Annotated in this window: 20 protein-coding genes and 7 tRNA genes; 25 read left to right on the top strand and 2 right to left on the bottom strand. The window is 39.6% G+C overall.

What is annotated here, in order from left to right; translation table 11 throughout:
- Positions 1–53: 53 nt before the first annotated feature.
- The 13 genes from ACZ5C4_RS18580 (at position 54) to rsmI (ending at position 6721) form a co-directional block, all read left to right on the top strand.
- Positions 54–127 (top strand) — tRNA-Asp (locus tag ACZ5C4_RS18580).
- Positions 128–132: 5 nt separating this feature from the next.
- Positions 133–205, top strand: a tRNA-Val gene (locus ACZ5C4_RS18575).
- 13 nt (positions 206–218) lie between these two features.
- Positions 219–300, top strand: a tRNA-Tyr gene (locus tag ACZ5C4_RS18570).
- Between the two features lie 306 nt (positions 301–606).
- Positions 607–679: transfer RNA gene (locus tag ACZ5C4_RS18565), tRNA-Thr, on the top strand.
- 30 nt (positions 680–709) lie between these two features.
- Positions 710–783 (top strand) — tRNA-Met (locus ACZ5C4_RS18560).
- 44 nt (positions 784–827) lie between these two features.
- Positions 828–900: transfer RNA gene (locus tag ACZ5C4_RS18555), tRNA-Phe, on the top strand.
- Between the two features lie 30 nt (positions 901–930).
- Positions 931–1003: transfer RNA gene (locus ACZ5C4_RS18550), tRNA-Lys, on the top strand.
- 81 nt (positions 1004–1084) lie between these two features.
- Positions 1085–2524 carry an aminotransferase class I/II-fold pyridoxal phosphate-dependent enzyme gene (locus ACZ5C4_RS18545; RefSeq protein ID WP_464522290.1) on the top strand — a complete coding sequence of 480 codons (1440 nt, stop codon included), beginning with the start codon at positions 1085–1087 and terminating at the stop codon, positions 2522–2524.
- Positions 2517–3101, top strand: coding sequence for a nucleoside/nucleotide kinase family protein (locus ACZ5C4_RS18540; RefSeq protein ID WP_464522289.1), 585 nt, complete (start codon positions 2517–2519; stop codon positions 3099–3101). The genes ACZ5C4_RS18545 and ACZ5C4_RS18540 overlap by 8 nt, the downstream gene beginning before the upstream one ends.
- 170 nt (positions 3102–3271) lie before the next feature.
- Positions 3272–4267, top strand: a complete 996-nt coding sequence (locus ACZ5C4_RS18535) for a DNA polymerase III subunit (protein ID WP_464522288.1) — start codon at positions 3272–3274, stop codon at positions 4265–4267.
- A 5-nt stretch (positions 4268–4272) separates the two neighbouring features.
- Positions 4273–5178: a PSP1 domain-containing protein gene (locus ACZ5C4_RS18530; RefSeq protein WP_186876510.1), complete on the top strand. Its 906-nt coding sequence runs from the start codon at positions 4273–4275 to the stop codon at positions 5176–5178.
- Positions 5168–5860 (top strand): tRNA1(Val) (adenine(37)-N6)-methyltransferase, encoded by a 693-nt coding sequence (locus tag ACZ5C4_RS18525; RefSeq protein ID WP_464522287.1) that lies wholly within the window; start codon positions 5168–5170, stop codon positions 5858–5860. The genes ACZ5C4_RS18530 and ACZ5C4_RS18525 overlap by 11 nt, the downstream gene beginning before the upstream one ends.
- 24 nt (positions 5861–5884) lie before the next feature.
- Positions 5885–6721, top strand: a complete 837-nt coding sequence (gene rsmI, locus ACZ5C4_RS18520) for a 16S rRNA (cytidine(1402)-2'-O)-methyltransferase (protein ID WP_464522286.1) — start codon at positions 5885–5887, stop codon at positions 6719–6721.
- Positions 6722–6790: 69 nt separating this feature from the next.
- On the opposite strand, the gene ACZ5C4_RS18515 is transcribed toward rsmI, so the two are convergent.
- Positions 6791–7468 (bottom strand): ABC transporter ATP-binding protein, encoded by a 678-nt coding sequence (locus ACZ5C4_RS18515; protein ID WP_464522285.1) that lies wholly within the window; start codon positions 7466–7468, stop codon positions 6791–6793.
- A gap of 84 nt (positions 7469–7552) precedes the next feature.
- Positions 7553–8080, bottom strand: coding sequence for a spore maturation protein (locus ACZ5C4_RS18510; protein WP_186876514.1), 528 nt, complete (start codon positions 8078–8080; stop codon positions 7553–7555).
- A 130-nt stretch (positions 8081–8210) separates the two neighbouring features.
- Between ACZ5C4_RS18510 and ACZ5C4_RS18505 the strand changes: the two genes are divergently transcribed.
- From ACZ5C4_RS18505 to ACZ5C4_RS18450, 12 genes are all read left to right on the top strand, one after another.
- Positions 8211–9998, top strand: coding sequence for a DUF885 domain-containing protein (locus ACZ5C4_RS18505; protein WP_464522284.1), 1788 nt, complete (start codon positions 8211–8213; stop codon positions 9996–9998).
- A gap of 3 nt (positions 9999–10001) precedes the next feature.
- Complete coding sequence (locus tag ACZ5C4_RS18500; RefSeq protein WP_464522283.1) at positions 10002–10619, top strand: nucleoside recognition protein; 618 nt, start codon at positions 10002–10004, stop codon at positions 10617–10619.
- A 72-nt stretch (positions 10620–10691) separates the two neighbouring features.
- Positions 10692–10928 carry a helix-turn-helix transcriptional regulator gene (locus tag ACZ5C4_RS18495; RefSeq protein ID WP_464522282.1) on the top strand — a complete coding sequence of 79 codons (237 nt, stop codon included), beginning with the start codon at positions 10692–10694 and terminating at the stop codon, positions 10926–10928.
- Positions 10925–11560, top strand: a complete 636-nt coding sequence (locus tag ACZ5C4_RS18490; protein ID WP_464522281.1) for a Uma2 family endonuclease — start codon at positions 10925–10927, stop codon at positions 11558–11560. The genes ACZ5C4_RS18495 and ACZ5C4_RS18490 overlap by 4 nt, the downstream gene beginning before the upstream one ends.
- A 204-nt stretch (positions 11561–11764) precedes the next feature.
- Positions 11765–11896, top strand: a complete 132-nt coding sequence (locus tag ACZ5C4_RS18485; protein WP_464522280.1) for a hypothetical protein — start codon at positions 11765–11767, stop codon at positions 11894–11896.
- A complete protein-coding gene (locus ACZ5C4_RS18480; RefSeq protein WP_464522374.1) occupies positions 11865–16826 on the top strand; it encodes a family 78 glycoside hydrolase catalytic domain in 4962 nt (1653 codons plus the stop codon). The genes ACZ5C4_RS18485 and ACZ5C4_RS18480 overlap by 32 nt, the downstream gene beginning before the upstream one ends.
- Positions 16827–16976: 150 nt before the next feature.
- Entirely contained in the window at positions 16977–18341 is a 1365-nt protein-coding gene (locus ACZ5C4_RS18475; RefSeq protein WP_464522373.1) for a Wadjet anti-phage system protein JetA family protein, read from the top strand.
- Positions 18342–18351: 10 nt separating this feature from the next.
- Positions 18352–18996: a DUF4194 domain-containing protein gene (locus tag ACZ5C4_RS18470; protein ID WP_464522279.1), complete on the top strand. Its 645-nt coding sequence runs from the start codon at positions 18352–18354 to the stop codon at positions 18994–18996.
- On the top strand, positions 18947–21634 hold the full coding sequence (locus tag ACZ5C4_RS18465) for an ATP-binding protein (protein ID WP_464522278.1): 2688 nt from the start codon (positions 18947–18949) through the stop codon (positions 21632–21634). The genes ACZ5C4_RS18470 and ACZ5C4_RS18465 overlap by 50 nt, the downstream gene beginning before the upstream one ends.
- Positions 21635–21878: 244 nt before the next feature.
- The gene (locus ACZ5C4_RS18460) at positions 21879–22256 is read left to right on the top strand and encodes a TnpV protein (protein WP_002586617.1); all 378 of its coding nucleotides are present in this window, start codon (positions 21879–21881) and stop codon (positions 22254–22256) included.
- 127 nt (positions 22257–22383) lie between these two features.
- Complete coding sequence (locus ACZ5C4_RS18455) at positions 22384–22692, top strand: ArsR/SmtB family transcription factor (RefSeq protein ID WP_002586618.1); 309 nt, start codon at positions 22384–22386, stop codon at positions 22690–22692.
- Positions 22693–22780: 88 nt separating this feature from the next.
- Positions 22781–23794: a permease gene (locus ACZ5C4_RS18450; RefSeq protein WP_002586619.1), complete on the top strand. Its 1014-nt coding sequence runs from the start codon at positions 22781–22783 to the stop codon at positions 23792–23794.
- Positions 23795–23805 lie beyond the last annotated feature (11 nt).

Raw genomic sequence — 23805 nt, 5'->3', positions numbered from 1 at the left:
TAATTTCTTTTATATGCAGTTTTCAGGGTATAACCTGATAAATAGAATAGTGTGGCCCAGTGGCTCAGTTGGTTAGAGCGCCGCCCTGTCACGGCGGAGGTCGAGAGTTCGAGTCTCTTCTGGGTCGTATGTGGGGTCTTAGCTCAGCTGGGAGAGCATCTGCCTTACAAGCAGAGGGTCATAGGTTCGAGCCCTATAGGCCCCACTCAAAAAGAAATGGATGGATTCCCGAGTGGCCAAAGGGGGCAGACTGTAAATCTGTTGGCAACGCCTTCGAAGGTTCGAATCCTTCTCCATCCATTGATGTTGAATGATTTATAAAAAGTAATCTGTTTGCTAAAACCAAAACGGTTCGAATTTTTCTTCATCTATTGATGTTGAATGAGTTATGAAAGGCAAGCTGCTTACTAAGACCAAAATGGTTTAAATCTTTCATCATCTGTTAGCCGATAAAGTTTTTGGAATCGGACAATGTCAATTATTAGTTTGCATTGTATGAAAGAAAATTAGAAATTGCCGATGTGGCACAATTTAATAAGATTGATGAAAGTCAATCGCAGGCAGAGCACTGATTACAAATCAGTTGCTCAAAAGGAAACATAAAACGCCGATGTGGCTCAATTGGCAGAGCAGCTGATTTGTAATCAGCAGGTTATCGGTTCGAGTCCGATCATCGGCTTTATCTCAGAAGAGATAGAAAATTTAATAGCGCGGGGTGGAGCAGTCTGGAAGCTCGTCGGGCTCATAACCCGAAGGTCGCAGGTTCAAATCCTGCCCCCGCAACTCACACGAAGTTCTTGAAGTTGTATACGGACTTTAGTGTATATGCCCAGATAGCTCAGTTGGTAGAGCAGAGGACTGAAAATCCTCGTGTCGCTGGTTCGATTCCGGCTCTGGGCATTTTCTCTGTAAAGAGAATAAATTGAATATGGGAGTGTAGCTCAGGTGGTAGAGCACTTGACTTTTAATCAAGTTGTCCGGGGTTCGAATCCCCGCACTCTCATAAGAAGAAACAGCGTAATCCATTTGTGGCTTGCGCTTTTTTGCTATATTAATGAACTTTAAAGTATTTTGGAGAAAGAATATGAAATCGCTATATAAAAAATTAAAAGAGTACAGCGAGTCGGATTATTATGGCTTTCATATGCCGGGACATAAAAGGAATTTATGTTTTTCTCAGGTTGAATTGCCATATGAGATTGATATTACGGAAATAGAGGGATTTGACGATCTGCATCATCCGCAGGGTATATTAAAAGAATTGCAAAAGCGTGCTTCTAGGATTTATCATGCACAGGAAACAGCAGTTCTGATTAATGGGAGTACAGCGGGCATACTTAGTGCGATTTTAGGAGTTACGGAAGAAGGAGATAAAATACTGATAGCGCGGAATTGTCATAAGTCAGTGTATCATGCAGTCGTTTTAAATAAATTGATTCCTATATATATATATCCGGAATTTTATCCGGATAAAGACTTAAATGGAGAGATAGATCCAGAGGCAGTTCAAAAAATATTACAGGAGATTCCAAATATAAGAGCAGTAGTTATTACATCCCCGACTTATGACGGAGTACTTTCAGATGTAGCTAAAATCAGCGCTGTTGTCCATCAATATAAGATTCCTTTGATTGTGGACGAGGCCCATGGGGCACATTTTGGATTTCATCCATATTTTCCTGAAAACGCAAATCAAAAGGGGGCTGATATTGTTATACATAGCCTTCATAAAACATTGCCTTCTTTGACACAGACAGCGCTTCTGCATAAAAACGGCAGTATTGTTGATTGGCAGAGAGTATGTTATTATCTGGATATGTTACAGACAAGCAGTCCTTCCTATGTTCTAATGGCGTCTATTGATGTGTGCATTTCTAAAATAGAAGAAAAGGGAGCAGAATATTTTGAAGATTATGTACAGTTACTAAAAGAAACAAGAAAGGAATTGCAAAAATTAAAAAAGTTAAATCTACAGCAGACAAGAGAGTATGATCTCTCTAAAATTGTTATTTCTGCAAGGGATACGGAATATACGGGAAAGGATATATATAATATTTTATTGAAGAAATATCATTTACAAATGGAAATGGCGGCAGGAAGTTATGTATTGGGAATGACCTCTGTAGCGGATACTCCAGAAGGAATGCAGCGGCTTCATAGTGCGCTTTTAGAAATAGACCGAAATATAGTGTGGAAGGAAGGCAAAAATAGTAGAAAGAAGATTACACAAAGTTATCTTCCTAAGCTTGACAGAAAATATACGAGTGCGGAATTAAGAAAAAAAATAGATATATCAAAAAGAGATAGGAATACGGGGAACTTAAAAAGTATAGCATGGGAAATAAGTGAAGGATATGTTTCTGCGGAGTATGCCTATATTTATCCTCCAGGTGTCCCTTTGATTGTACCGGGTGAACAAATTTCAAAGGAAGTACAGCTTAGTTTATACAAATTTCGAGAATTAGGATTTCAGATACAAGGGCTTAAGAAAAATGGCAAAATAGAGGTGTGGATAGATGCATAAAATTTTTTATATTATGGGGAAAAGTTCTTCAGGAAAAGATTCTATATTTAAAGAACTGCGGAAGAAATGCCCGCAATTAAAGACAATTATACTTTATACAACTCGTCCGATTCGTTCTGGAGAAAAGGATGGAGAGGATTATTATTTTGTTAATGAGGCTGTACTTGCCAGCATGAAGCAAAGAAATAAGATTATTGAACTGAGGTCATATAATACACAGTGTGGCATATGGAAGTACTTTACTGCGGATGACGGACAAATTGATTTAGGAGAAAGCAGTTATCTGGTTATTGGAACGTTAGAATCTTTTAGAGACATGTGTAACTATTTTGGGGAGGAGAATTTGGTTCCGATTTATATCGAAGTAAGAGATGATCTGCGCCTTGAACGGGCAATAAAACGAGAACGTCTGCAGAAATCTCCTAAATATGCAGAAATGTGCAGAAGATTTCTGGCAGATGAAAAAGATTTTTCGGAAGATAAGCTGAAAGAAATAGGAGTTGAGAACAGATTTCAAAATATAGAGTTTGAAAAATGCTTGAGTGAAATTGAAGCATTTATAATAAAAAGATTGTAGAAGCTTTAAAAATACCTGCTGTCAGAGTTTAGGGCTATATCTTCATATGAAAATATGGTATACTTATCAAGAAGTTTACATTTTTGTAAGAAAATTGTTGTAAAATAGAGTGTATAAAAGAAACGCTATATACGAAATGATTTTATATGAAAGAAACAGCAGGTGATAAAATGAGTGGTTTTAAAGACGTAGTAGGTCACAAAAATATTATTAAATATATTGGAAACGCAGTAAAGGCAGATGCTGTTTCCCATGCATATATTTTAAATGGGGAAAGAGGAGCAGGTAAAAAAATGCTGGCAAACTTATTTGCTATGAGCTTACAGTGCCAGGAGCGTGATGAAGATGGAGATGCATGTGGGAAATGCCAGTCATGCAGACAAGCGCTTAGTGGAAATCAGCCGGATATTATTCGGGTAACGCATGAAAAGCCTAATACGATAAGCGTAGACGACATTCGGGAGCAGGTAAACAATGACATTGTGATTAAGCCATATAGCAGTAAATTCAAAATTTATATTATTCCAGATGCGGACTTAATGAGTGTACAGGCACAGAATGCTCTTTTAAAGACAATTGAGGAGCCTCCCCAGTATGCAGTAATTATGCTTCTTACAGAAAATGCAGAAATATTACTGCCGACAATCCGGTCCAGGTGTGTAATGATGAAGTTAAGAAACATCAAAGATCAGCTTGTCAAAAAGTACCTGATGGAACAGATGGAAATACCAGACTATAAAGCAGACGTATGTGTAGCATTTGCCCAGGGAAATATGGGAAAGGCGATCATGCTTGCTACATCAGAGTACTTTAATGAGATCAAAGAAGAAGCAGTGCATTTGCTGCGTGGTATAAATGAGATGAATGTCAGTGAACTGATGGAAGCTGTGAAGAAATGCATGACGTATAAATTAGAAATTAATGATTATCTGGATGTGATTGCAATCTGGTACAGAGATGTACTCATCTACAAGGCAACAAAGAATGTAGACAGGGTTGTGTTTTCAGATCAGCTTAAGTTTATCAAAGAACGTGCAAGCAAAAGTTCCTATGAGGGAATCGAAAACATTTTGGATGCATTGGAAAAAGCAAAAGCAAGAATGAAGGCGAATGTGAATTTTGAATTGACGATGGAGCTGCTTTTATTGACGATAAAGGAGAACTAGGAAGAATGACAAAAGTAATTGGCGTAAGATTCAGGCCCGCTGGCAAAATTTATTTTTTTGCACCGGGGAAACTGACGATCCAACAGGGAGATCACGTGATTGTGGAGACAGCGCGAGGCGTAGAGTACGGCAGAGTGGTCAGCGGACCTAAGGAAGTAAAGGATGAAGAAGTAGTTCAGCCGCTGAAGCCTGTTATTCGGATTGCAACGGAACAGGATGAAAAGACAGTAAGCAAGAACAAAGAAAAAGAAAAAGAAGCATTCCAAATTTGCCTGGAAAAGATACGGAAGCATGGCCTCGAAATGAAGCTGATAGATGCAGAATATACGTTTGATAACAATAAAGTCTTGTTTTATTTTACTGCAGACGGGAGAATTGACTTTCGGGAACTGGTAAAGGATTTGGCGGCAGTTTTCAGAACGAGAATCGAATTGCGGCAGATTGGTGTGAGGGATGAAACGAAGATCCGTGGAGGGATTGGCATATGCGGACGTCCCTTATGTTGTAGTACCTATTTATCAGAGTTTGCTGCAGTCTCTATTAAAATGGCGAAAGAACAGAATCTGTCCTTGAATCCAACTAAAATATCAGGAGTGTGCGGCAGGCTGATGTGCTGTCTGACAAATGAAGAGGAGACCTATGAGGAACTCAACAGTCAGTTGCCGTCTGTTGGAGATAATGTAACTACAATGGACGGACTGACAGGTACAGTACATTCTTTAAGTGTTTTACGCAAACAAGTTAAAGTAATTGTCAATTTAGAAAACGATGAGAAGGAAATTCGGGAATATAAGGCAGAGGAATTAAAATTTAAACCTAGAAGAAAAAAATCCAAGATTTCGAAAGAAGAGATGAAAAAACTTGCGGAATTGGAAAAGAATGAAGGAGCGTCTAAATTAGATGACAAATAATTTGCTGCCGGGAGAGAGGCTGGACGACTTGCAGTTAAACGGACTGGAGTTGATACAGAATCCGGAGAGGTTTTGTTTTGGGGTAGATGCAGTGCTTCTTTCAGACTTTGTAAAAGTAAAAGAGGATGAAACTGTATTAGATATGGGAACAGGAACGGGAATTATTCCGATTTTGCTGTCGGCAAAGACGAAGGGAAAGTGCTTTACCGGATTGGAAATACAAGAGGAGAGTGCACAGATGGCACGCCGCAGTGTGGAGCATAACCATCTGGAAAATAAAATTAAAATTGTGACAGGAGATATCAAAGAGGCAGCACAAATTTTTAAGCCTGCCTTTTTTGATGTGATTACAGTAAATCCACCTTATATGGTTTATCAGCATGGTTTACAAAATCCGAGGGATGCTATAGCAATTGCGCGGCATGAAGTATTGTGCACATTGGACGATATTTTGCGGGAGAGTATGAAGCTGATGCAGGATAAAGGCAGATTTTATATGATACACCGGCCGTTCAGACTGACAGAAATTATGGTGAAAATGAATCAGTACAAAATAGAGCCGAAAAGAATTCAATTTGTACATCCATATATTCATAAAGAACCTACAATGGTTTTGATAGAGGGAGTCAGAGGAGCAAAATCAAGAGTTAGGATAGAGCCCCCAATTGTGATGTATCAATAGGAAAAAACATACAGGAGCAGTTCTATGTCAGGGACATTATTTTTATGTGCAACGCCCATTGGAAATCTGGAGGACATTACATTTCGTGTAATCCGAACTTTGAAAGAAGCAGATTTGATTGCGGCGGAAGATACGCGAAACAGTATAAAATTATTAAATCATTTTGAAATACAGACGCCAATGACCAGCTACCATGAGTATAATAAATATGAAAAGGGGCGGAAACTGGTTGAGAAGCTTCAAGAGGGAAAAAATATCGCACTGATTACAGATGCGGGCACTCCAGGTATCTCTGATCCGGGAGAAGAATTGGTACGTATGTGCTATGAAGCAGGAATTACAGTAACCTCACTGCCCGGCCCCGCAGCCTGTGTTACAGCACTGACGGTTTCAGGACTTTCTACACGCAGATTTGCGTTCGAGGCGTTTCTGCCGCCGGATAAGAAAGAGAGGGAGCGCATACTGGAAGAGCTCTCAGAGGAAACAAGAACGATTATTTTGTACGAAGCGCCGCACAGACTGTGCAAGACATTGGCATTATTAAAGGAAACATTGGGAAACAGAAAAATTACTATATGTCGGGAGCTGACAAAAAAGTATGAAGCTGTATTGCGATCTACTTTAGAGGAGGCAGTTATATTTTATACAGAGCATGAACCAAAGGGAGAATGTGTTCTGGTGATAGAAGGAAAAAGTGCAGAGGAATTAAAGCAGGAAGCTCGCGAAAAATGGGAAGAGATGGGAATAGAGGAACATATGCAGATCTATTTGTCAATGGGGAAAGACAAAAAAGAGGCAATGAAATGTGTGGCAAAAGACAGGGGTGTATCAAAAAGAGAAATATATAAAGCTTTGCTATAAAAATAAAAACGTTCTTATTAGAAAAGACAGTGCTGTTTTCGCGCTGTCTTTTTTGTTAATACTGCTTATTTAAGAAGTCAAATTTTTACCTTTAGGCTGTATTTCTGTGATACAGCCATCCTTCATAAAAACGATTTTTTCTTTTAAGTCAACTGCTTCCTGGAAATCATTCGTTACATACAGGACTGTAATACCGAGCATTTCATTAATTTTTTTAATATCGGCAATCATTTCTGCACGCCGTCTTTCATTCTGACGTGCGAAATCTTCGTCAACAAGAAGAACCTTAGGGTGGCAGACAATTGCTCTGCTAAGCGCTACTTTCTGCTTGTCTGATTCAGAGACCGCCTTTAGTTTCTTATTCAGTATATGAGAAATGCCAAAAAAAGAAGCTGCGGTTTTTACACGGGAATCTACAACGCTGCGGGGAAGGTTCCGCAGTCTCAACCCTAAGGCTATATTATCGTATACGTTTAGATGGCGGTAAAGTACATAATTTTGAAATGCCATAGCCAATTTTCTGTCTCGGGGCAGAATATCGTTGAGAAAGTCTTTCCCCAGATAAATTTCTCCTGAGGTAATATCTTCTAAACCACCAATCATCCGCAGAATAGTTGATTTTCCACATCCGCTGGGGCCATGAAATATAACAAATTCCCCATCGTCAATATGGAGAGATACATCTTTTACAGAGACAAATCCGTTGGGATATATTTTTTTTAAGTGTGCAAATGTTACACTAGCCATGAGTACACCCCCTTTATAGTATAAGCATTTCTTTACATAATTTTAGCACAACCTTTTTAACAATACAATCCTGAGGCGGAAGGGTCAGAGCATCTTGTCGGCCAGTATTACACTTGCGACTAAACCGGCAAATGTAGCAATCATGGCGCCTGTAAGAGTATAGCGGGACTTTTTTATGTGCGCGGTCATAAAGTAGACACTCATTGTATAAAAGATGGTTTCTGTACAGCACATAGAAATGGAAGCAATCAATCCTAATCTAGAATCAGTACCATATTCCTTGAAGCTGTCCAGGAGAAGTCCGGTAGCGGCGGAGGAAGAAAACATTTTAACAATTGTCAAAGGAACAAGCTCGCCGGGGAATCCTATATAAGAGGTAAATTGTCCCAATAAATGACCGAGAAAATCAAGAAATCCAGAGGCGCGTAAGATTCCTACGGCCGCCATAAGTCCGATTAATGTCGGCATAAGACGGATAACCGTCAAAAATCCGCTTTTGGCTCCTTTTATAAAACAGTCGTAGACATGGACTTTAGAGAGCAGTCCATAGATAACGACTGCGAGAACGATAAATGGAACAATAAAGTCCGCGATATAAAGAAAAAGCTGCATACAAAATTCTCCTAATAGTTTGTGCGCTTTTTTCATTTATATGTCTTTTAGAAAGCTGCAATTCCAGTTATTTAAGAATATCAGTAAGAAAGATTTCATAAGATATTACAAATATATCAGGGGAGTTTCTATGGCATTTCTATTTTCCCGAAATATAAAATCCGAAAAAAAAAGAGTAATTTTTGACAAAAAAAGATTTGGAGGAGCACTGGCTGCCTGCATTTTGGTATTTTCACTTACAATATCCGGCTGTCAGCAGAATCAGCCCCAAGATGCAGATAGTGCGTTTCTTACATATACAAAAATGATATTTGCACAGGAAGTGGCATCAAATACAGTGAGCCTTCATTATACATTGAAGAATCCAGAGGATTATGGGATTGAAAATGCACCGGTTACATTTGGAACATTTGTTGCGGACGAAGAAGCTGTTCATGTGTCCATAGAAAATATGCGAAAATCTCTCTCCGCATTTTCTTATGATGATCTTTCTGTACAAAATCAGTTGACATATGATATTGTAGAATATTATTTAGAAATGTTGGAGACAGATATTGGATACCTTTTGTATGAAGAACCATTAGGACTGGTCAGTGGGATTCAGACACAGCTTCCAGTATTATTGTCAGAATACCAGTTCTATAATGAAAATGATGTAAAAACCTATTTAGACTTAATGCAGACAACTCCGGAGTATTTTGATAGTCTGATTACATTTGAGAAGAAAAAGTCAGAAGAAGGATTATTCATGGCGGACTACGCGGTAGATACAGTAATAGAGCAGTGTAATGCTTTTTTAGACATGGGAGACAGCAATTATTTGATTTCTACATTTGTAGATAGAATAAATGGATTAGACGAGTTGACTGAGAAAGAAAAAAGTGACTATATACAAAAAAATGCATTCGCATTACAGAACTATATATACCCTTCATACAGCAAGCTTGTATCCGAAATTCAAAAATTAAAAGGAACAGGAAAGAATGAAAAAGGACTTTGTTATCTTCCGGAAGGCAAAAAGTATTATGAGCAGGTTGTAAAGGAATCCACGGGTTCTGATAAAAGTATTCCTGAGATGGAAGATATGACCAGAAGGCAGATTATAACTGACTTAGAAGCAATGGAATCTGTACTCGGAATTACTGCACAGGAGGCACAGGAAACATTTTCTATGACAGAGACGGATCCGGAAGCAATTTTAAGTAATTTGAAAATGGAAATCACTGATACATTTCCGGCGGAACCAGAAACAGAGCTGCAGGTCAAATACGTACCAGAAGCGATGGAAGAGCACTTAAGTCCGGCATTCTATATGATTCCGGCAATAGACAATACAGAAGAGAATGTTATCTATGTCAACCAGGCACATATGAGCAACAGCCTGACACTGTTTACCACGCTGGCACATGAAGGATATCCGGGCCATTTATATCAGACTGTATATTACGCAGGAACAGATCCGGATCCGTTAAGGAATATTTTCAGCTTCGGCGGATATGTAGAAGGCTGGGCGACATATGCAGAGATGTGCAGCTATTATCTGGCTCCGATGACAAAAGAACAGGCTACACTGCTGCAGAAAAACAGCTCGATCATTCTGGGACTGTATGCACTTGCAGATATGGGAATCCATTATGAAGGATGGGATCGAATGGATACAGTGGCATTTTTTACGAATTATGGTATTAAAGATACAGAAACAATAGAAACAATTTATGAATTGATCATAGGTTCACCGGGCAACTACCTGAAATATTATATAGGATATGTTGAATTCTTAAATCTGAAAAAAGAGTGGGTAAAGGAAAAAGGAGAAGAATTTTCACATAAGGAGTTTCACGAGGCAGTTCTTTCGGTAGGACCGGCGCCGTTTGAGGTTGTGGAAGAATATATGTGGAAGGATCTGAAGGGGGAATAAAGGATGCTCAACTACCTGTGGGCAGGAATGATTCTTGCCGGAATTATCTTTGGAGCTTTTAACGGTAAGATGCCGGATATTACAAATGCCGCGCTGGATTCTTCAAAAGAAGCTGTGACACTTTGCATTACTATGATAGGGGTGATGTCTTTCTGGGCAGGAATTATGGAAATCGCATCAGAAGCAGGAATTATCACTCTGGCATCTAAAAAAATGCGTCCTCTGATCCATTTTCTATTTCCGAATATTCCACAGGAGCACAGGGCAAATGAACATATTACTACAAACTTTATCGCTAATTTTCTTGGGCTTGGCTGGGCGGCAACGCCTGCCGGACTAAGGGCAATGGAAGAACTGGAAAAGCTGGAGGAGGAAAGACGAAAAGGGAGGGCTCCGGGACAGATAAGAAAAAAAGGCGTCGCCAGCAATGAGATGTGTACGTTTTTGATTTTGAACATTTCTTCCCTACAGTTGATCTCTGTCAATGTAATCGCTTATCGCAGCCAGTATGGAAGTGTGAATCCGGCAGCAGTGGTGGGAGCAGGAATTATAGCGACGGCAGTCAGTACTGTGGCGGCGGCTGTGTTTTGTAAATGGATGGACAGGAAGAATAAGTATTGACTTAGAATAGATAAAGTGATATATTTATCACACAGAGAGTTTAGAAAAGTAAAGCAGAAATGAGGAGAAAAAGTGTCTGCATTTTATACACGAATGAAAGCGTACAGAGAAAAGCTGCATTTAAGCCAGCATGAGTTGGCAGATAAAGTAGGAGTAAGGCGGGAAACGATTGTACGTCTGGAAAAGGGACAATATAATCCATCTTTAAAACTGGCGGTAGATATTGCCAGAGTATTTGATACGCCGGTGGAGGACGTTTTTGTGTTCCAGAAGGACAGTGGCGAAGAGTTGAAAGGAGAGCATTTATGACAACAAAAGAAAAAGATAGAGAAGAACAAAACAGAGATATGATAAGAGAGGAAGCCTATGCGTATCATGCAGAGCCAGAAGAAAAAAAGCAGGGCATGTATACGGTGGAAGACTATTATGCATTGCCCGAGGATACAAGAGTAGAATTGATAGACGGGTGTTTTTATGATATGGCGTCCCCTACCTCTTTCCATCAGTTGATTGCAGGAGAAATATACCGGCAGATTGCCAACTACATTTTTGAACAAGGGGGTCCATGCACGCCGTTTATAGCGCCAGCAGATGTACAGCTTGACAATGACGACAGGACTATGCTGGTGCCGGATGTGTTTATTGTCTGCAATCCAGAACAGATTGTAAGACGAAACATCAAAGGTGCTCCGGACTTTATACTGGAAGTAATATCTCCGGGAACGAGTAAAAGAGACTATATAATAAAGCTGCAGAAATATGAGAATGCAGGGGTCAGGGAATACTGGATTGTAGACCCTTATCAAAAGAGGGTACTGGTGTATTTCTTTGAGAATGAAATGTGCCCTGTTATTTACCCGATTGACGCTGACATTCCGGTAAATATTATGGAGGGCAAGCTGACCGTAAGGATGGCATATGCCGCGAAGTGGCTGGATTAGGAAAGGAAAAATGAAAACTGCTGCTGTTTGCTAATATTAAAAGAATCAATAGAATATTACCTATATTCCAAATATTTTACTCTTTTTGACTGTTAGATATGCATGATAAAATAAAACGAAAAGCTATATTTATGAACGAAATATATAAAAGTTCGGAAAGAGAGGTTGAAAAAGTATAGCAAATTTTTTAGGAGGGTTACAGTAATGAAAAAAGAAATTGTGCATTTTAATAGTATGTGCAAAAAGGCAGCAATTGGAATTATGGCATTTTCTCTTACATTAAATCCTATGACAGTCTTGGCGGATAGCCCGGAAAAACAAGGGGGGGGGGTATAACTCTGCTCCAGAAGCGCCGTCCGCTTTACTGACAAACGAATTGGAAAATCCAATGAATGTAGAGGGAATACCAAGATTTAGCTGGTGGCTGAATGATACAGATATGGATGAGTCACAGACAGCATATCAGATTGTTGTAAAGGATGAAGTGACAGGAGAACAAGTGTTTGATAGTGGGAAGGTAAATTCTTCCGAACAGTCTAATGTACAGCCAGAAGGTCTGGCTGAAAAATTAGAAGCAGGACATCCGTATTCTTGGCAGGTAGCTTCGTGGGATTCTTCTGGAGCGCAATCTGTATTCAGCGAGCCCGCAAAGTTCGCGACAGGTTTGTCAGATGAAGACTGGGGAGCGCAATGGATTCAGGCTCCGGCGTCTTCTCCTATCAGCGTGGTTGACGGAGGTTCATCTGCAAGAGTAGATGGAGGCGGGGTGACTGCGAATAAAGAAGCTTTTGAATGGGAGAACTATGAGCTGGAGGTCGCCGTCAGTGCGGAAACTGAGGCGGCGGGAATTGCTTTTCGTGTACAGGAAGATTATAATAACGGATATGTCTGGCAGATAAAACCAGGTATCGGACTTGTGAAAAATGTTTTAAAAGACGGAACACTTCAGGCATTAGAAACTGTAAATATAGAGATCGAAGAAGGGATAAATTATATACTTCATATAAAGGCTGATGGGAATACCATTGTGACGAACATTGATGGACAGACGGTGGGGCAGGATATTACAGACGATAATTTTACAAAGGGATCTTTCGGTTTTTATGAAGCAGATGGACAGGTGGGAGAATTCGCACAAGTATCAGCGACTTCTGGAGTAGAGACAGAAACATGGGCGACAGTGAAGGGAAGTACAGCCCATCCTATTACATTTTATAATCCGGGGATTGAATGGACAAACTATAAAATAGAATTTGATATGAAGATTATTGAGACCGCAGCAGGAATTATGCTCCGTACACCTGATGCCAACAGTGGTTATATGTGGCAGTTTAGTTTGGATAAAGGAGGACTTGCTCGACATATACAAAACGAAGGGAAATTTACAAAAATAGATGGTGATAGCGCTGTTCCATATTCATTAGAAGCGGATACACTTTATCATGTAGAATTTATAATAGAAGATAATAAAATTACAACAAAAATAGACGGAAAAGAATTAGATACATATACGGATACAAGTAATACGTGGAAGCAAGGAACGTTTGGCTTTCGTGAAACAAAAGGAGAGTCTGCTTCTTTTTCTAATCTGAAAGTAACTTCATTAGATGGCGAACAGGTATTGCTTTCAGAAGATTTTTCTGACTTAAGTGCCTATAAGAATGGTAAAGATAGTATTTCTGTACAAAAAAATGAAGTTGCTTCTGGAGAGACATACAGGACAGATTTTAGTGAAGGATTGGATGTATGGAGCAATCTTAGCTCGGACCTGCCAATTACTATTGTAAAAGATGGAAAATGGGCGCAGGCAGATACTTCCGGAATCTCTCTTTTAAATCAGGGGCAAGACTGGACAGATTATACATTGTCTATGCGTGTAAAAGTAATAAAAGGCGCGGCGGGATTTGTATTCCGTGCTCCAGACAGTAATAACAGTGGATACATGTGGCAGATTAAAGAAAACGGAGGACTGAAGATTCATAAAGGATCTAATGGAAAATTTACTACGCTGAAAGATGAGATACCATATGGGTTTGAGGCAGGACGAAGTTATAATTTGCGTATAGAAATACAAGGAAATGAAATAAAAACATATGTAAATGGTACATTACTCGATACAACTAAAGATGATACACACGGAAAAGGTACTATAGGTTTTCGCGAAAGCACGACAACTACAGAAATCGGTCAGTTTACAGATATTGTTGTACGCTCTCCAAAGGGAGAAGTTTTGTATGAAGACAACTTTATTGGCGGGGCACAAAACTGGGGAGTATCTGACGGAGAAGCTAAAACAGGAAAGAATTTCTTCTGGTATACCCGAAAAGAAGAAAATCTGGAAAACAAGGAAATAAAATCAGCTATTGCTTATGTAGCAGGTTCTCAGGATTATGAATTGTCTGTAAACGGGATACGTATTGGCAGAGGCCAGACATTTGATTATTTGGGAGAGACACGGTATCAGGGCTGGGATATTACAGAAGCAGTAAAAGGGCAGAAAACACTGACTCTTGGTATACTTGACCGATTCTACAGTGGAGGTCAGGGTCGTGTAGATACAATGCAGGGAGTTTTGGGACACTTTGTTATATATTATGCAGACGGAAGTAGCCAGACAGTAGTAACAGACGGAACATGGACGGCGATAGACGGTCCTTATTTTGGAAACACGACACGTAATAGCGAAGGGGACTATGTTGAAGAGTGCGACGGCAGAAAAGTATTGGAAGGATGGGCGCAGGCCGGTTATGATGCGTCTGAATGGGGAGCTGTGCATGTACACGGTACCCATCCGACGAAAACCTTTACGCATGTCCAGGCAGAATTGAGCCATGTTACAGAAGAAGAGATATATCCGGTTAGCATTACGAAACTGGAAGATGGAACAACGGTTGCAGACTTTGGAAAAGTGATTCCGGCACGTTTATCCATTCATTTTGCAAATGGTAAAGAAGGACAGAAATATACAATTCAGACGGGGTATGAACTGACAGATAGCGGTGCGATTAATACGAATAAAGAGTCTACACAGTCTACGAATATGACGTTTATCTATACACAGAAAGATGGAGAACAGACGTACAATACATGGGATCATCTCGGATTTAGATATGTATCAATACCAGCAAAAGAAGAGGAATTTTCTAAGGAGGATATAAAAGCGTTTATTTTATATACGGAAGTGCCGGCTGGGCGCGATTCTACATTTGAAAGTTCAAATGATATGCTCAATCAAGTGTATGAATTAATGAAACGTTCAGCTATTTATTCTGTGCAGAATCAGTTTGTAGATACTCCGACAAGAGAAAAAGGACAATTCCTCCAGGATACAGTAAATATAAGTGCGGTAACAAATTCTATATGGTATGAAAGAGAAGCGACAAGGAAAGCAATATATCAATTTATGGATTCAGCGGACAGATATTGGGATGATGGTAGATATAATTCTGTTTATCCGAATGTAGACAAAAATAGAGACATACCAGACTTTACATTGAATTTTCCTGTTATGGTATGGAGATATTATATGCAGACAGGAGACAAAGAATTGCTCAAGCAGGCTTATCCATATCTGCAGAAAACAGCAGAGTACATTGAAAAGAACACAAAAACCAGCGGTGATACAAATGGTCTTGTGACAGCACTGGAAGGCGGAGGAGACTCAAAGAGAAATCCTTATTATCAGGGAATTGTCGATTGGCCAAAGGCAGGAAGATTTGATTATGACTGGGACGGAACTGTAGATGGAGCCAGAACGACTGTGAACGCGCTTTCTGTGCGGGCGTACGATGTGCTATCCAATACGGCTGAAGAACTTGGAAAAGATGAAAGTGAAATACAGTCATATAAAGAAAAGGCAGATAACCTTAAAAGAGCTATAAATAATAGTTTACTTACAGAGGAAAATGTGTATGCAGATGGTTTGAAGAGTAATGGGACTCAAAGTAGCCATAAAAGTCAGCATGCTACATCTTATGCACTTGCATTTGGTATTGTTCCAGAAGAGCTGACAGAGTCAATGGCAGAATATATTGCGAATATGGGAATGAAACAAGGGCCTATGACGGCAGATATTTTAGTAGAGGCATTGTTCGACTCTGGAAGGGCAGATGCAGCAGTCAACTTGTTGACAAATACAGAAGATTACGGATGGGCAAAACTTGTAAATGAAGGATATACATTTACATGGGAACAATGGCAGTATGGAGAGAGTCAGTCTCACGGTTGGGGCGCAGCGGCGGCGCTGCAAATGGTAGAGAATTTAGCGGGAGTAGAAGTATCAGAAGCAGGAGCGTCAGAGGTGGTCATTTGTCCAGCGGATACTAGACAGACTGGTATTAGTGCAAATAGCAGTATTGTAACTGAGCGTGGAAAGGTGGATGTTTCATATGAAGGAGAGGGAACTTCTTATACAATGACAGTAACCGTTCCGGTCAATGTTAAAGCGAAGTTAGTATTTCCAGTAGTAGACGGTGGACAATTTGTAGAAGTAAATGGAAATAATGGTACTTCTGAATATACTGAAGACACGCAAATTATAACAATAGGAAGTGGAACAAGAACTTTTATATATGAGGAAGAACCAGATAAAACAGAATTGGAGAATTTGTATAATACGTATAAGGACAAAGAACAGGGAAACTATTCTGATACAGTGTGGAATGCATTTCAAATAGCTTTGTCAGAGGCAAAAGTTGTACTAGACAACGAGTATGCTATCCAGAGTGAAGTGTCCGCGGCATATAATAATTTGGAAAAAGCGGTTGAAAATTTAGAAACAGGAACTATTCTAAATATAACAAAAGTAGAGAATCCATCTGATATGCAGGTTCCGTATGGGACAGAATGGGATGCATTAAATCTTCCTATGGAGGTACTGATTACTTTGGATAATGGTACGAATCGTGAAGCAGAGGTGACATGGAAGGGAGAGTATTGCGCTGAAAAACCAGGAATCTACACTTTGACAGGAGTAATACAGTCAGATGGAACTTTTGCGAATCCTTCTGATATAATGGCAGTATTAAAGATTGAAGTTCAAGAAAAATCAGGGGAAGAAGATGGAGAAAAAACAGACGAAGGAAATGGACAGAGCGATAAAAACGAGGGGGATAAAGGAGGACAAGGAAATAAAGCTGCCGGACAAAAAGCGGCAAAAACAGGAGATGATATAGAGATTATATGGAAAGCGATAATAACTGGTGGTACATTTATATTTATTCTTTTGAGTTGTGTTTTAATAGCGATAAGGAAACATAAAAAATAAAAATACTGTGATTAGGTATATATAATGCAGTAAGAAAAGAAGCATGTTCTGCTTTTGTAGAGCTTGCTTCTTTCTTAATTGTATGAGGATATGGTATAATAATAACGGCAGCGCGCAGACGCTATGTTTAGAGAAGTAGGAGCAGACAATATGCAGATACGGTTTGAAATACCAGCTTCATTTTGGGGCTTATTTCGTTCAGTAAATAGAGAAATTTACATAGAATCATTATTATATATTAATGAAGAGTATCAGTATAGTAATTATTTTCTTACGAAAGAAATTTGTGTACAGATATTGAGCGATATGAACGCAAAAAAACAGATTCAGCTTATGCGGGAAGAGGATGAGACAGAGACAGACTTGCTAGAGACAACTGCGTCCAGAATTTTAAAATGGCTGTTGAAAAGCGGATGGCTCAAGAAAATTGATGATTACAATACAATGACTACAAACATCGTTATACCAGATTATGCTGCGATATTTATTGAAGCATTTGAAAGACTTTCATCAGAAGAAATGGAAGAGACAGAGGTTTATATTCAAAATGTCTATGCAACATTGTTTTCTTTTCAAAATAATCCCAGAGTAAATCTGAATATGCTTCGTACGGCTCTTATAAATACGAGAAAATTGAATAAAGCCTTACAGGACATGCTTCATAATATGGACAAGTTTTTTGAAAGGCTCCTAAACAAAGAAACCTATGGCGAACTACTGCAGGAACATCTGAACGGATATGTGGAGGAAATAGTAAAAAAGAAATATCATATACTAAAAACTTCAGATAATTTCTATATATACAAAATGGATATTAAAAAATGTCTGCGGGACATGAGAGAAGATGAACAGTGGATTGAGAGTATTCGAAAGAAAGCGCAGAATACAGGAGATACAAAGGAGGATGTACTGGAGCTTTTGGATTTGATAGAAAGGGGCTTTGATGATATAGAACATCGTATCTCAAATATGGATAAGGAACATTCCAAATATGTGAGAGCTACCGTTACAAGATTGAACTATCTTTTAAGCGGAGAGACAGACACAAAAGGATTAGTGGTAAAATTGCTAAATCAAATCGCACAGAAGGAAGACAAAGAGGAGCTTCTTAAAGCGGCATCTCAAAAGATGAATTTGTCATTTCTTGAGATTTTGTCAGGCAAGTCATTATATAAGCGCAGGAAAAGCAGGGTAGATTTTATCAGTCAGATGGAAGCAGAGGAGGAAACTGCAGATCTGGCAAAAGAGGATGTATTGAAATTAAACCGGATACAGATTAAATACAGTGCGGCAGAAATTGAAGATTTTATCGAGGCGCATATGGAAGATGGGATAATGGATATACAGAATGTGGAGAATATGGACGAAGAGACATTCGAAAAGTTAATTCTTGCATACGATTACAGTACAAAGAAAAACAGCAAATATCGGGTTTTAGAAGAAGAGGAACTTGAAATGATAGAAAATGGAAGGTACCGTTATCCAGATTTGAAGTTTATACCGAGAAAAAGCTGAGGAGGTATTTATGATTGCGTATTATGAAGAACTGGATGATGAAGAACGGGATCGTCTGCGAAACGTAATACAGGTGTTATACCGGCAGACGTTTCTTCTGGAAAGGAAGTTTGACAAAAGGACAGGCAGAATGGCAGTGTCAGGGGAATACAGAACAGGCAGCAGGCACTTTGAATTTCTAAAGGAATATTTTGCAGTTGCAGGAATCACTCTGCAAGAAAATATGCATATGGGACTGATCTATATACAAGGCGAAACTTTATGGGGAGAAAAGCTGCCGCGTTTAGCAACGATATACCTGCTTGTGCTAAAGCTTCTTTATGACGAACAGATGGCGGCAGTTTCGTCCAGCAGCCATGTTGTAGTCACAATGGGAATGGTAAATGGAAAAGCAGGGGAGTTTCATGTTCTTTCTTCACTTCCGTCGCCGACAGAGATGAGAAAGACAATCGCATTGTTGAAAAAGTATCAGATCATTGAACCGATGGACGTATTAGAAGAGCTGGACGAAAATACAAGATTTATTATTTATCCAAGTATTCATGCGGTACTTTTTGGAGATGACATCAGGGAGCTACTGGGAACATTCAGTGAGGAGGAATATGGTGGAGAAGAAGCAATCATTCAAAGCACTCTCGAAGATATGCCTGAATAATTGGCATTATATAGATCGGAAAATACTTTCGTTTCATAAAGAAATTAATTTTTTTACAGGCCATTCAGGAAGTGGAAAGTCTACTGTGATCGATGCCTTGCAGATTGTGCTGTATGCGAATACAGATGGAAGAGGATTTTTTAATAAAGCGGCGGCAGACGATTCAGATCGTTCTTTGATCGAATATCTGCGAGGTATGGTGAATATTGGGGAGAATAATGAATCACAGTATCTTAGAAATAAAAATTTTTCCAGCACGATCGTCCTGGAATTTACGGAAACGGGGTCAGGGGAAAAACAGTGTGTCGGCGTTGTGTTTGATGTAGAAACAGCGACAAATGAAGTGGGAAGGTTGTTTTTCTGGCACGCGGGAGGGCTTTTGGAAAATCAGTACCGCGCGGATAAAAGATGCCTGACGACGGTGGAAATTCGGGAGTATTTACAGAGAAACTTTGCGCAGGAAGAGTTTTACTGCGGCCCCAGCAATGAGAGATTCAGAAGGCAGCTTTACAATATTTATCTGGGCGGTCTTGACATGGAGAAGTTCCCGCGGTTATTCCGGCGTGCGATTCCGTTTAAAATGAATATCAAGCTGGAAGATTTTGTGAAAGAATATATCTGTATGGAACAGGACATTCATATTGAAGATATGCAGGAAAGTGTCATGCAGTACGGAAGAATGAGGAGCAAAATCGAAGAGACTATGGAGGAAGTCCGCTGGCTTAGAGAGATTGCGCAGGAATATGAGGCGTATGCTAAGGCCAGTGAAGAGGAAGCTTTTTGTTCGTACCAGATAGACAGACTGGAAATTCTGCAGATGAAGGCAAAACTGCAGGAATTTGCAGATCGAAGAGCAGAGATTGAAAAGGAATTGAAGGAACAGGAAGAGGAAGCCAAAAAGCTAGAAGAAGAACAAATAGAGCTGCAAGGAGAATATGAAAAAGTAATCTTTCATATTGCAGAGAGTGGGTATACTGCCCTTGAGACAGAATTAAAAAATGTAAATGAGACATTGGAACGTCTGGAAAATAGCAGGGCAAAATGGCAGAGGACGACAGCAGGACTAAAAGCCTGGGGAGAAGTGGATGCGGTTCCAAATCAGACATTATGGGATATAGAGCGTTTTGCGAATCAGAGAATTACAGAAGGAGAATTAAAAAGACTGAAAGAAAGCCTTGCTAAAATACGGGAGGAGATGGAAGAGGAACGCCGAGATACGGATACTCGGTTAAGAGCAGTGAAAAAAGAGGAGAAGGTGGCGAGGGAGGAATTAAAGGAACTAAAGCAGGGGAAAAAAGCATACCCGAATGAGGTAGAAGAGGCCAGATATGAATTGCGAACCCGCCTGAGTAAGAAATATGGGAAAACAGTGCCGGTGCAGATTCTCGCGGATCTTTTGGATATACGAGATGAGAAATGGCACAATGCTGTAGAAGGGTACCTGGGAAATAATAAACTGCTGTTAGTTGTGGCTCCGGAGTATGCGAAAGCAGCACTTGAGATTTACAGAGAAATGGATAAGAAGAGATTTTGCAGGGCAGCAGTCTTGGACACTGAAAAGTTGATAGAAGGACAGTATTTGGCAAAAGAAGGCTCTCTTGCGCAGGAGGTTATTACAAAAGAGAACTATGTGCGTGCGTATATCCACTTTTTCTTGGGAAATGTTATGAAATGTGAGGATATAGACCAGCTTAGAAAATGCCGGATTGGAATTACGTCAGACTGTATGTTATATCACAGCTTCCGTCTGCAGCATATAAATCCTGAAAATTATACAAGGCGTGCCTATATTGGAGAGATAAGCATGCGTAAGCGTATCAGACGACTGGAAGAAAAATGTCAGGCATTGCAGGAAGAAAGAATCCCCTTGCAGGAAACAATAGAAGAGATTAAGAGAGCGCTTGAGTTAGAGGCATTGGAGCGTTCCGTTGAGGAGTATATGGAATGGAAGTCTGATGCGGCTGCGATTGCAGAAAAGGAGAAAAAGAAGGAGGAGCTTAAGACAAGAATCGCCATGCTGCAAGAGGAATCTATTGCGCGTTGGGAAGAACAAAAACAGAATTTAATGAAAGCTCAGGAGGAGAAGAAGGAGGAGATAAAAGAGCTGCAAAAAGCGGTATGGAGAAACCAATCAACAGGGGAACAACTGAAGAAAAATTATTTTGAGACAAATGAAAAATTGACATGGAAAGAAAAAGATTTCTTAAGTAATGAGCAATATGAAGAAAGATTTCTTGCATTTTTGAATGGACGCCGTTTTGGGAATTATGAATATTTGAAGAATGAACAATTAAAATTGAAAATTATAATAGAACAAAAGAAAGAAAAAAATTATCAAAGCTTGATAGAAATAAGAGGGCGTTATATTCAAAAATATCCGAACCGTTCTCTATCTACTACTATTGAAAATAACATCCCTTACGAAGAACTGCTTCAGTCTCTTTCTTGTGAAGATTTAGAGAAGTATAAAGAGGCGGCAAAAGAACAGGCAGCATTTGCAGTGGAACATTTTAAAGAGGATTTTATTTATAAGATACGCAGTGCAATACGGGAGGCATACCAGCAGAAGGATGAATTAAACCGGATCATCAGCAGGTTGGATTTCGGAAAAGATAAATCCCAATTTGAATATCAGTAAATTATGACCTCTCAACAGAGGTTACAGTGTTTTAATAAAATCCTCCAAAAGCCTTGAAAATAAAGGATTTATCGCAATGTGTCTGCCTTATCTCTTTATACGGTTACACACAAGTTTACTCTTTCCCTCATTGCTCATAAGGGCAAATACAAGGGCAAGAAAATCTCATAACAAGATATAACAAAGTGTGGCAATCGGAGAACTGTGATGTATGTGCGAATATATTATAACGGAGGATTTTTCAATGGACAAGTACATTTACGATGATAAAAATGGTCTGTGGTATGAACTGCAAGGAGATTATTATATCCCATGTCTTATCTTACCAGCCGAAAAAGAACAGCCTATTGGTTTGTGGGGACAGCGGCACTTGCGGTATCTGAAAGAATACCGCCGAGCCACCTACATAACCTTGTTCACAAGCGGCAGACTGAACAATTACCTTGCTGACATCGACAGGCAGGCGCAGGAACGCATGGAAAGGCTCACAGAGCAGATGAAACGGGTGCAGGGTATTACGGAGCAGTTAAAGGCGGAAAACGCTTTGGAATGGACACAGAGAATGAATAACATACGGGCGTGTGCAAAGGAGATTGTGGAAAAAGAAATCATCTTTGCATAAGAAGACAGCGGTAGGATTTAGTTTTCCTACCGCTGTTTCACTTAAATCAAAAAAATATATTGACATTTTTCTATGTGTTGCATATAATAACACATAGACATTTATCTATAGGAGGTGATTGAGAGAGATGGATGAAAAAAGAATTGCGGCAATTTTCAAAGCGTTTTGTGATGAAAACCGCATTAGGATTATAAAACTGCTGCGTTCAGGTGAAAAATGTGCTTGCAAGTTGCTAGAAGAAATCAATGTCACGCAGCCTACGCTTTCCCACCATATGAAAATTCTTTGTGACGCTGAAATAGTTGTCGGGCGCAAAGAGGGAAAATGGACACACTATTCTATTTCAGAAAAAGGTGTGGAGCAGGCAAAAGAATGTTTGCGGCAGTTGACAACACTTGATGTTGAAAGCGAAAACAAGTCGTGCTGTGAAAAGTGAGGAAGTTTATTGATTGCTTTTCCGCACGGCTTATATTCGGGACGATAAATCGACATATTTCAATATAACTATATGAAAGGGGCTTTTTATGGAGACACTAAAAACAATTTGGGACTTTTTTCAAAATGAAGTCCTTGGTATGAACTGGCTGAATCGCCTCATTGAAACATTTTTGAACGCTTGCGGTTTAGATACCACGGGTAAAATAGGAGCGAGTATTCAGTTTTTCATCTATGATACCATAAAAATTATGGTACTGCTCGGCGTTTTGATTTTGATTATCTCGTATATTCAAAGTTATTTCCCGCCCGAAAGAGCTAAAAAGATACTCGGCAGATTTCACGGAATATGGGCGAATATCATCGCCGCTCTGCTCGGTACGGTAACACCGTTTTGCTCGTGTTCTTCCATTCCGTTGTTTATCGGGTTTACAAGCGCAGGTTTGCCGCTTGGCGTTACATTCTCCTTTTTGATTTCTTCGCCGATGGTTGACCTCGGAAGCCTTGTCTTACTGATGAGTATTTTCGGCTGGAAAGTTGCTGTTTTATATGTAATATTCGGTTTGGTAATCGCTGTGGCTGGCGGAACGCTAATTGAAAAGTTGCACCTCGATAATCAAGTGGAAGAATATATCCGAAACGGTCACTCGATTGATGTTCCGCAGGAGGAACTGCATTTCAAAGACCGTATGAAATTTGCGTGGGAACAGGTTGTTGAAACCGCTAAAAAGGTTGCTCCTTATGTTCTGATCGGCGTGGGCATTGGTGCTTTCATTCACAACTGGATTCCTGAAGAATTTATTGTCAAAGCACTTGGCGAAAATAATCCGTTTGGCGTAATTCTTGCTACGATAGTCGGTATTCCGATGTATGCGGATATTTTCGGTACAATTCCGATTGCAGAAGCCCTGCTTGCAAAAGGTGCTTTGCTCGGCGTTGTCCTTTCCTTTATGATGGGCGTTACTACGCTTTCGCTCCCTTCAATGATTATGCTTCGCAAGGCGGTCAAACCGAAACTGCTTGGTATTTTCATTGGAATATGTGCTGCTGGTATTATTATTGTAGGCTATCTTTTCAACGCAATACAATATTTAATTGTTTAATTTTAGGAGGT

This window comes from Mediterraneibacter flintii, assembly GCF_055387595.1.
This window is presented reverse-complemented; position numbering and strand designations above follow the sequence as displayed.

Bases quoted from the DNA above. Each gene is read 5' to 3' on its own strand.
- ACZ5C4_RS18545 (WP_464522290.1), top strand. From the start codon at position 1,085: ATGAAATCGCTATATAAAAAATTAAAAGAGTACAGCGAGTCGGATTAT.
- ACZ5C4_RS18540 (WP_464522289.1), top strand. From the start codon at position 2,517: ATGCATAAAATTTTTTATATTATGGGGAAAAGTTCTTCAGGAAAAGAT.
- ACZ5C4_RS18535 (WP_464522288.1), top strand. From the start codon at position 3,272: ATGAGTGGTTTTAAAGACGTAGTAGGTCACAAAAATATTATTAAATAT.
- ACZ5C4_RS18530 (WP_186876510.1), top strand. From the start codon at position 4,273: ATGACAAAAGTAATTGGCGTAAGATTCAGGCCCGCTGGCAAAATTTAT.
- ACZ5C4_RS18525 (WP_464522287.1), top strand. From the start codon at position 5,168: ATGACAAATAATTTGCTGCCGGGAGAGAGGCTGGACGACTTGCAGTTA.
- rsmI (WP_464522286.1), top strand. From the start codon at position 5,885: ATGTCAGGGACATTATTTTTATGTGCAACGCCCATTGGAAATCTGGAG.
- ACZ5C4_RS18515 (WP_464522285.1), bottom strand. From the start codon at position 7,468: ATGGCTAGTGTAACATTTGCACACTTAAAAAAAATATATCCCAACGGA.
- ACZ5C4_RS18510 (WP_186876514.1), bottom strand. From the start codon at position 8,080: ATGCAGCTTTTTCTTTATATCGCGGACTTTATTGTTCCATTTATCGTT.
- ACZ5C4_RS18505 (WP_464522284.1), top strand. From the start codon at position 8,211: ATGGCATTTCTATTTTCCCGAAATATAAAATCCGAAAAAAAAAGAGTA.
- ACZ5C4_RS18500 (WP_464522283.1), top strand. From the start codon at position 10,002: ATGCTCAACTACCTGTGGGCAGGAATGATTCTTGCCGGAATTATCTTT.
- ACZ5C4_RS18490 (WP_464522281.1), top strand. From the start codon at position 10,925: ATGACAACAAAAGAAAAAGATAGAGAAGAACAAAACAGAGATATGATA.
- ACZ5C4_RS18485 (WP_464522280.1), top strand. From the start codon at position 11,765: ATGAAAAAAGAAATTGTGCATTTTAATAGTATGTGCAAAAAGGCAGCA.
- ACZ5C4_RS18475 (WP_464522373.1), top strand. From the start codon at position 16,977: ATGCAGATACGGTTTGAAATACCAGCTTCATTTTGGGGCTTATTTCGT.
- ACZ5C4_RS18470 (WP_464522279.1), top strand. From the start codon at position 18,352: ATGATTGCGTATTATGAAGAACTGGATGATGAAGAACGGGATCGTCTG.
- ACZ5C4_RS18460 (WP_002586617.1), top strand. From the start codon at position 21,879: ATGGACAAGTACATTTACGATGATAAAAATGGTCTGTGGTATGAACTG.
- ACZ5C4_RS18455 (WP_002586618.1), top strand. From the start codon at position 22,384: ATGGATGAAAAAAGAATTGCGGCAATTTTCAAAGCGTTTTGTGATGAA.
- ACZ5C4_RS18450 (WP_002586619.1), top strand. From the start codon at position 22,781: ATGGAGACACTAAAAACAATTTGGGACTTTTTTCAAAATGAAGTCCTT.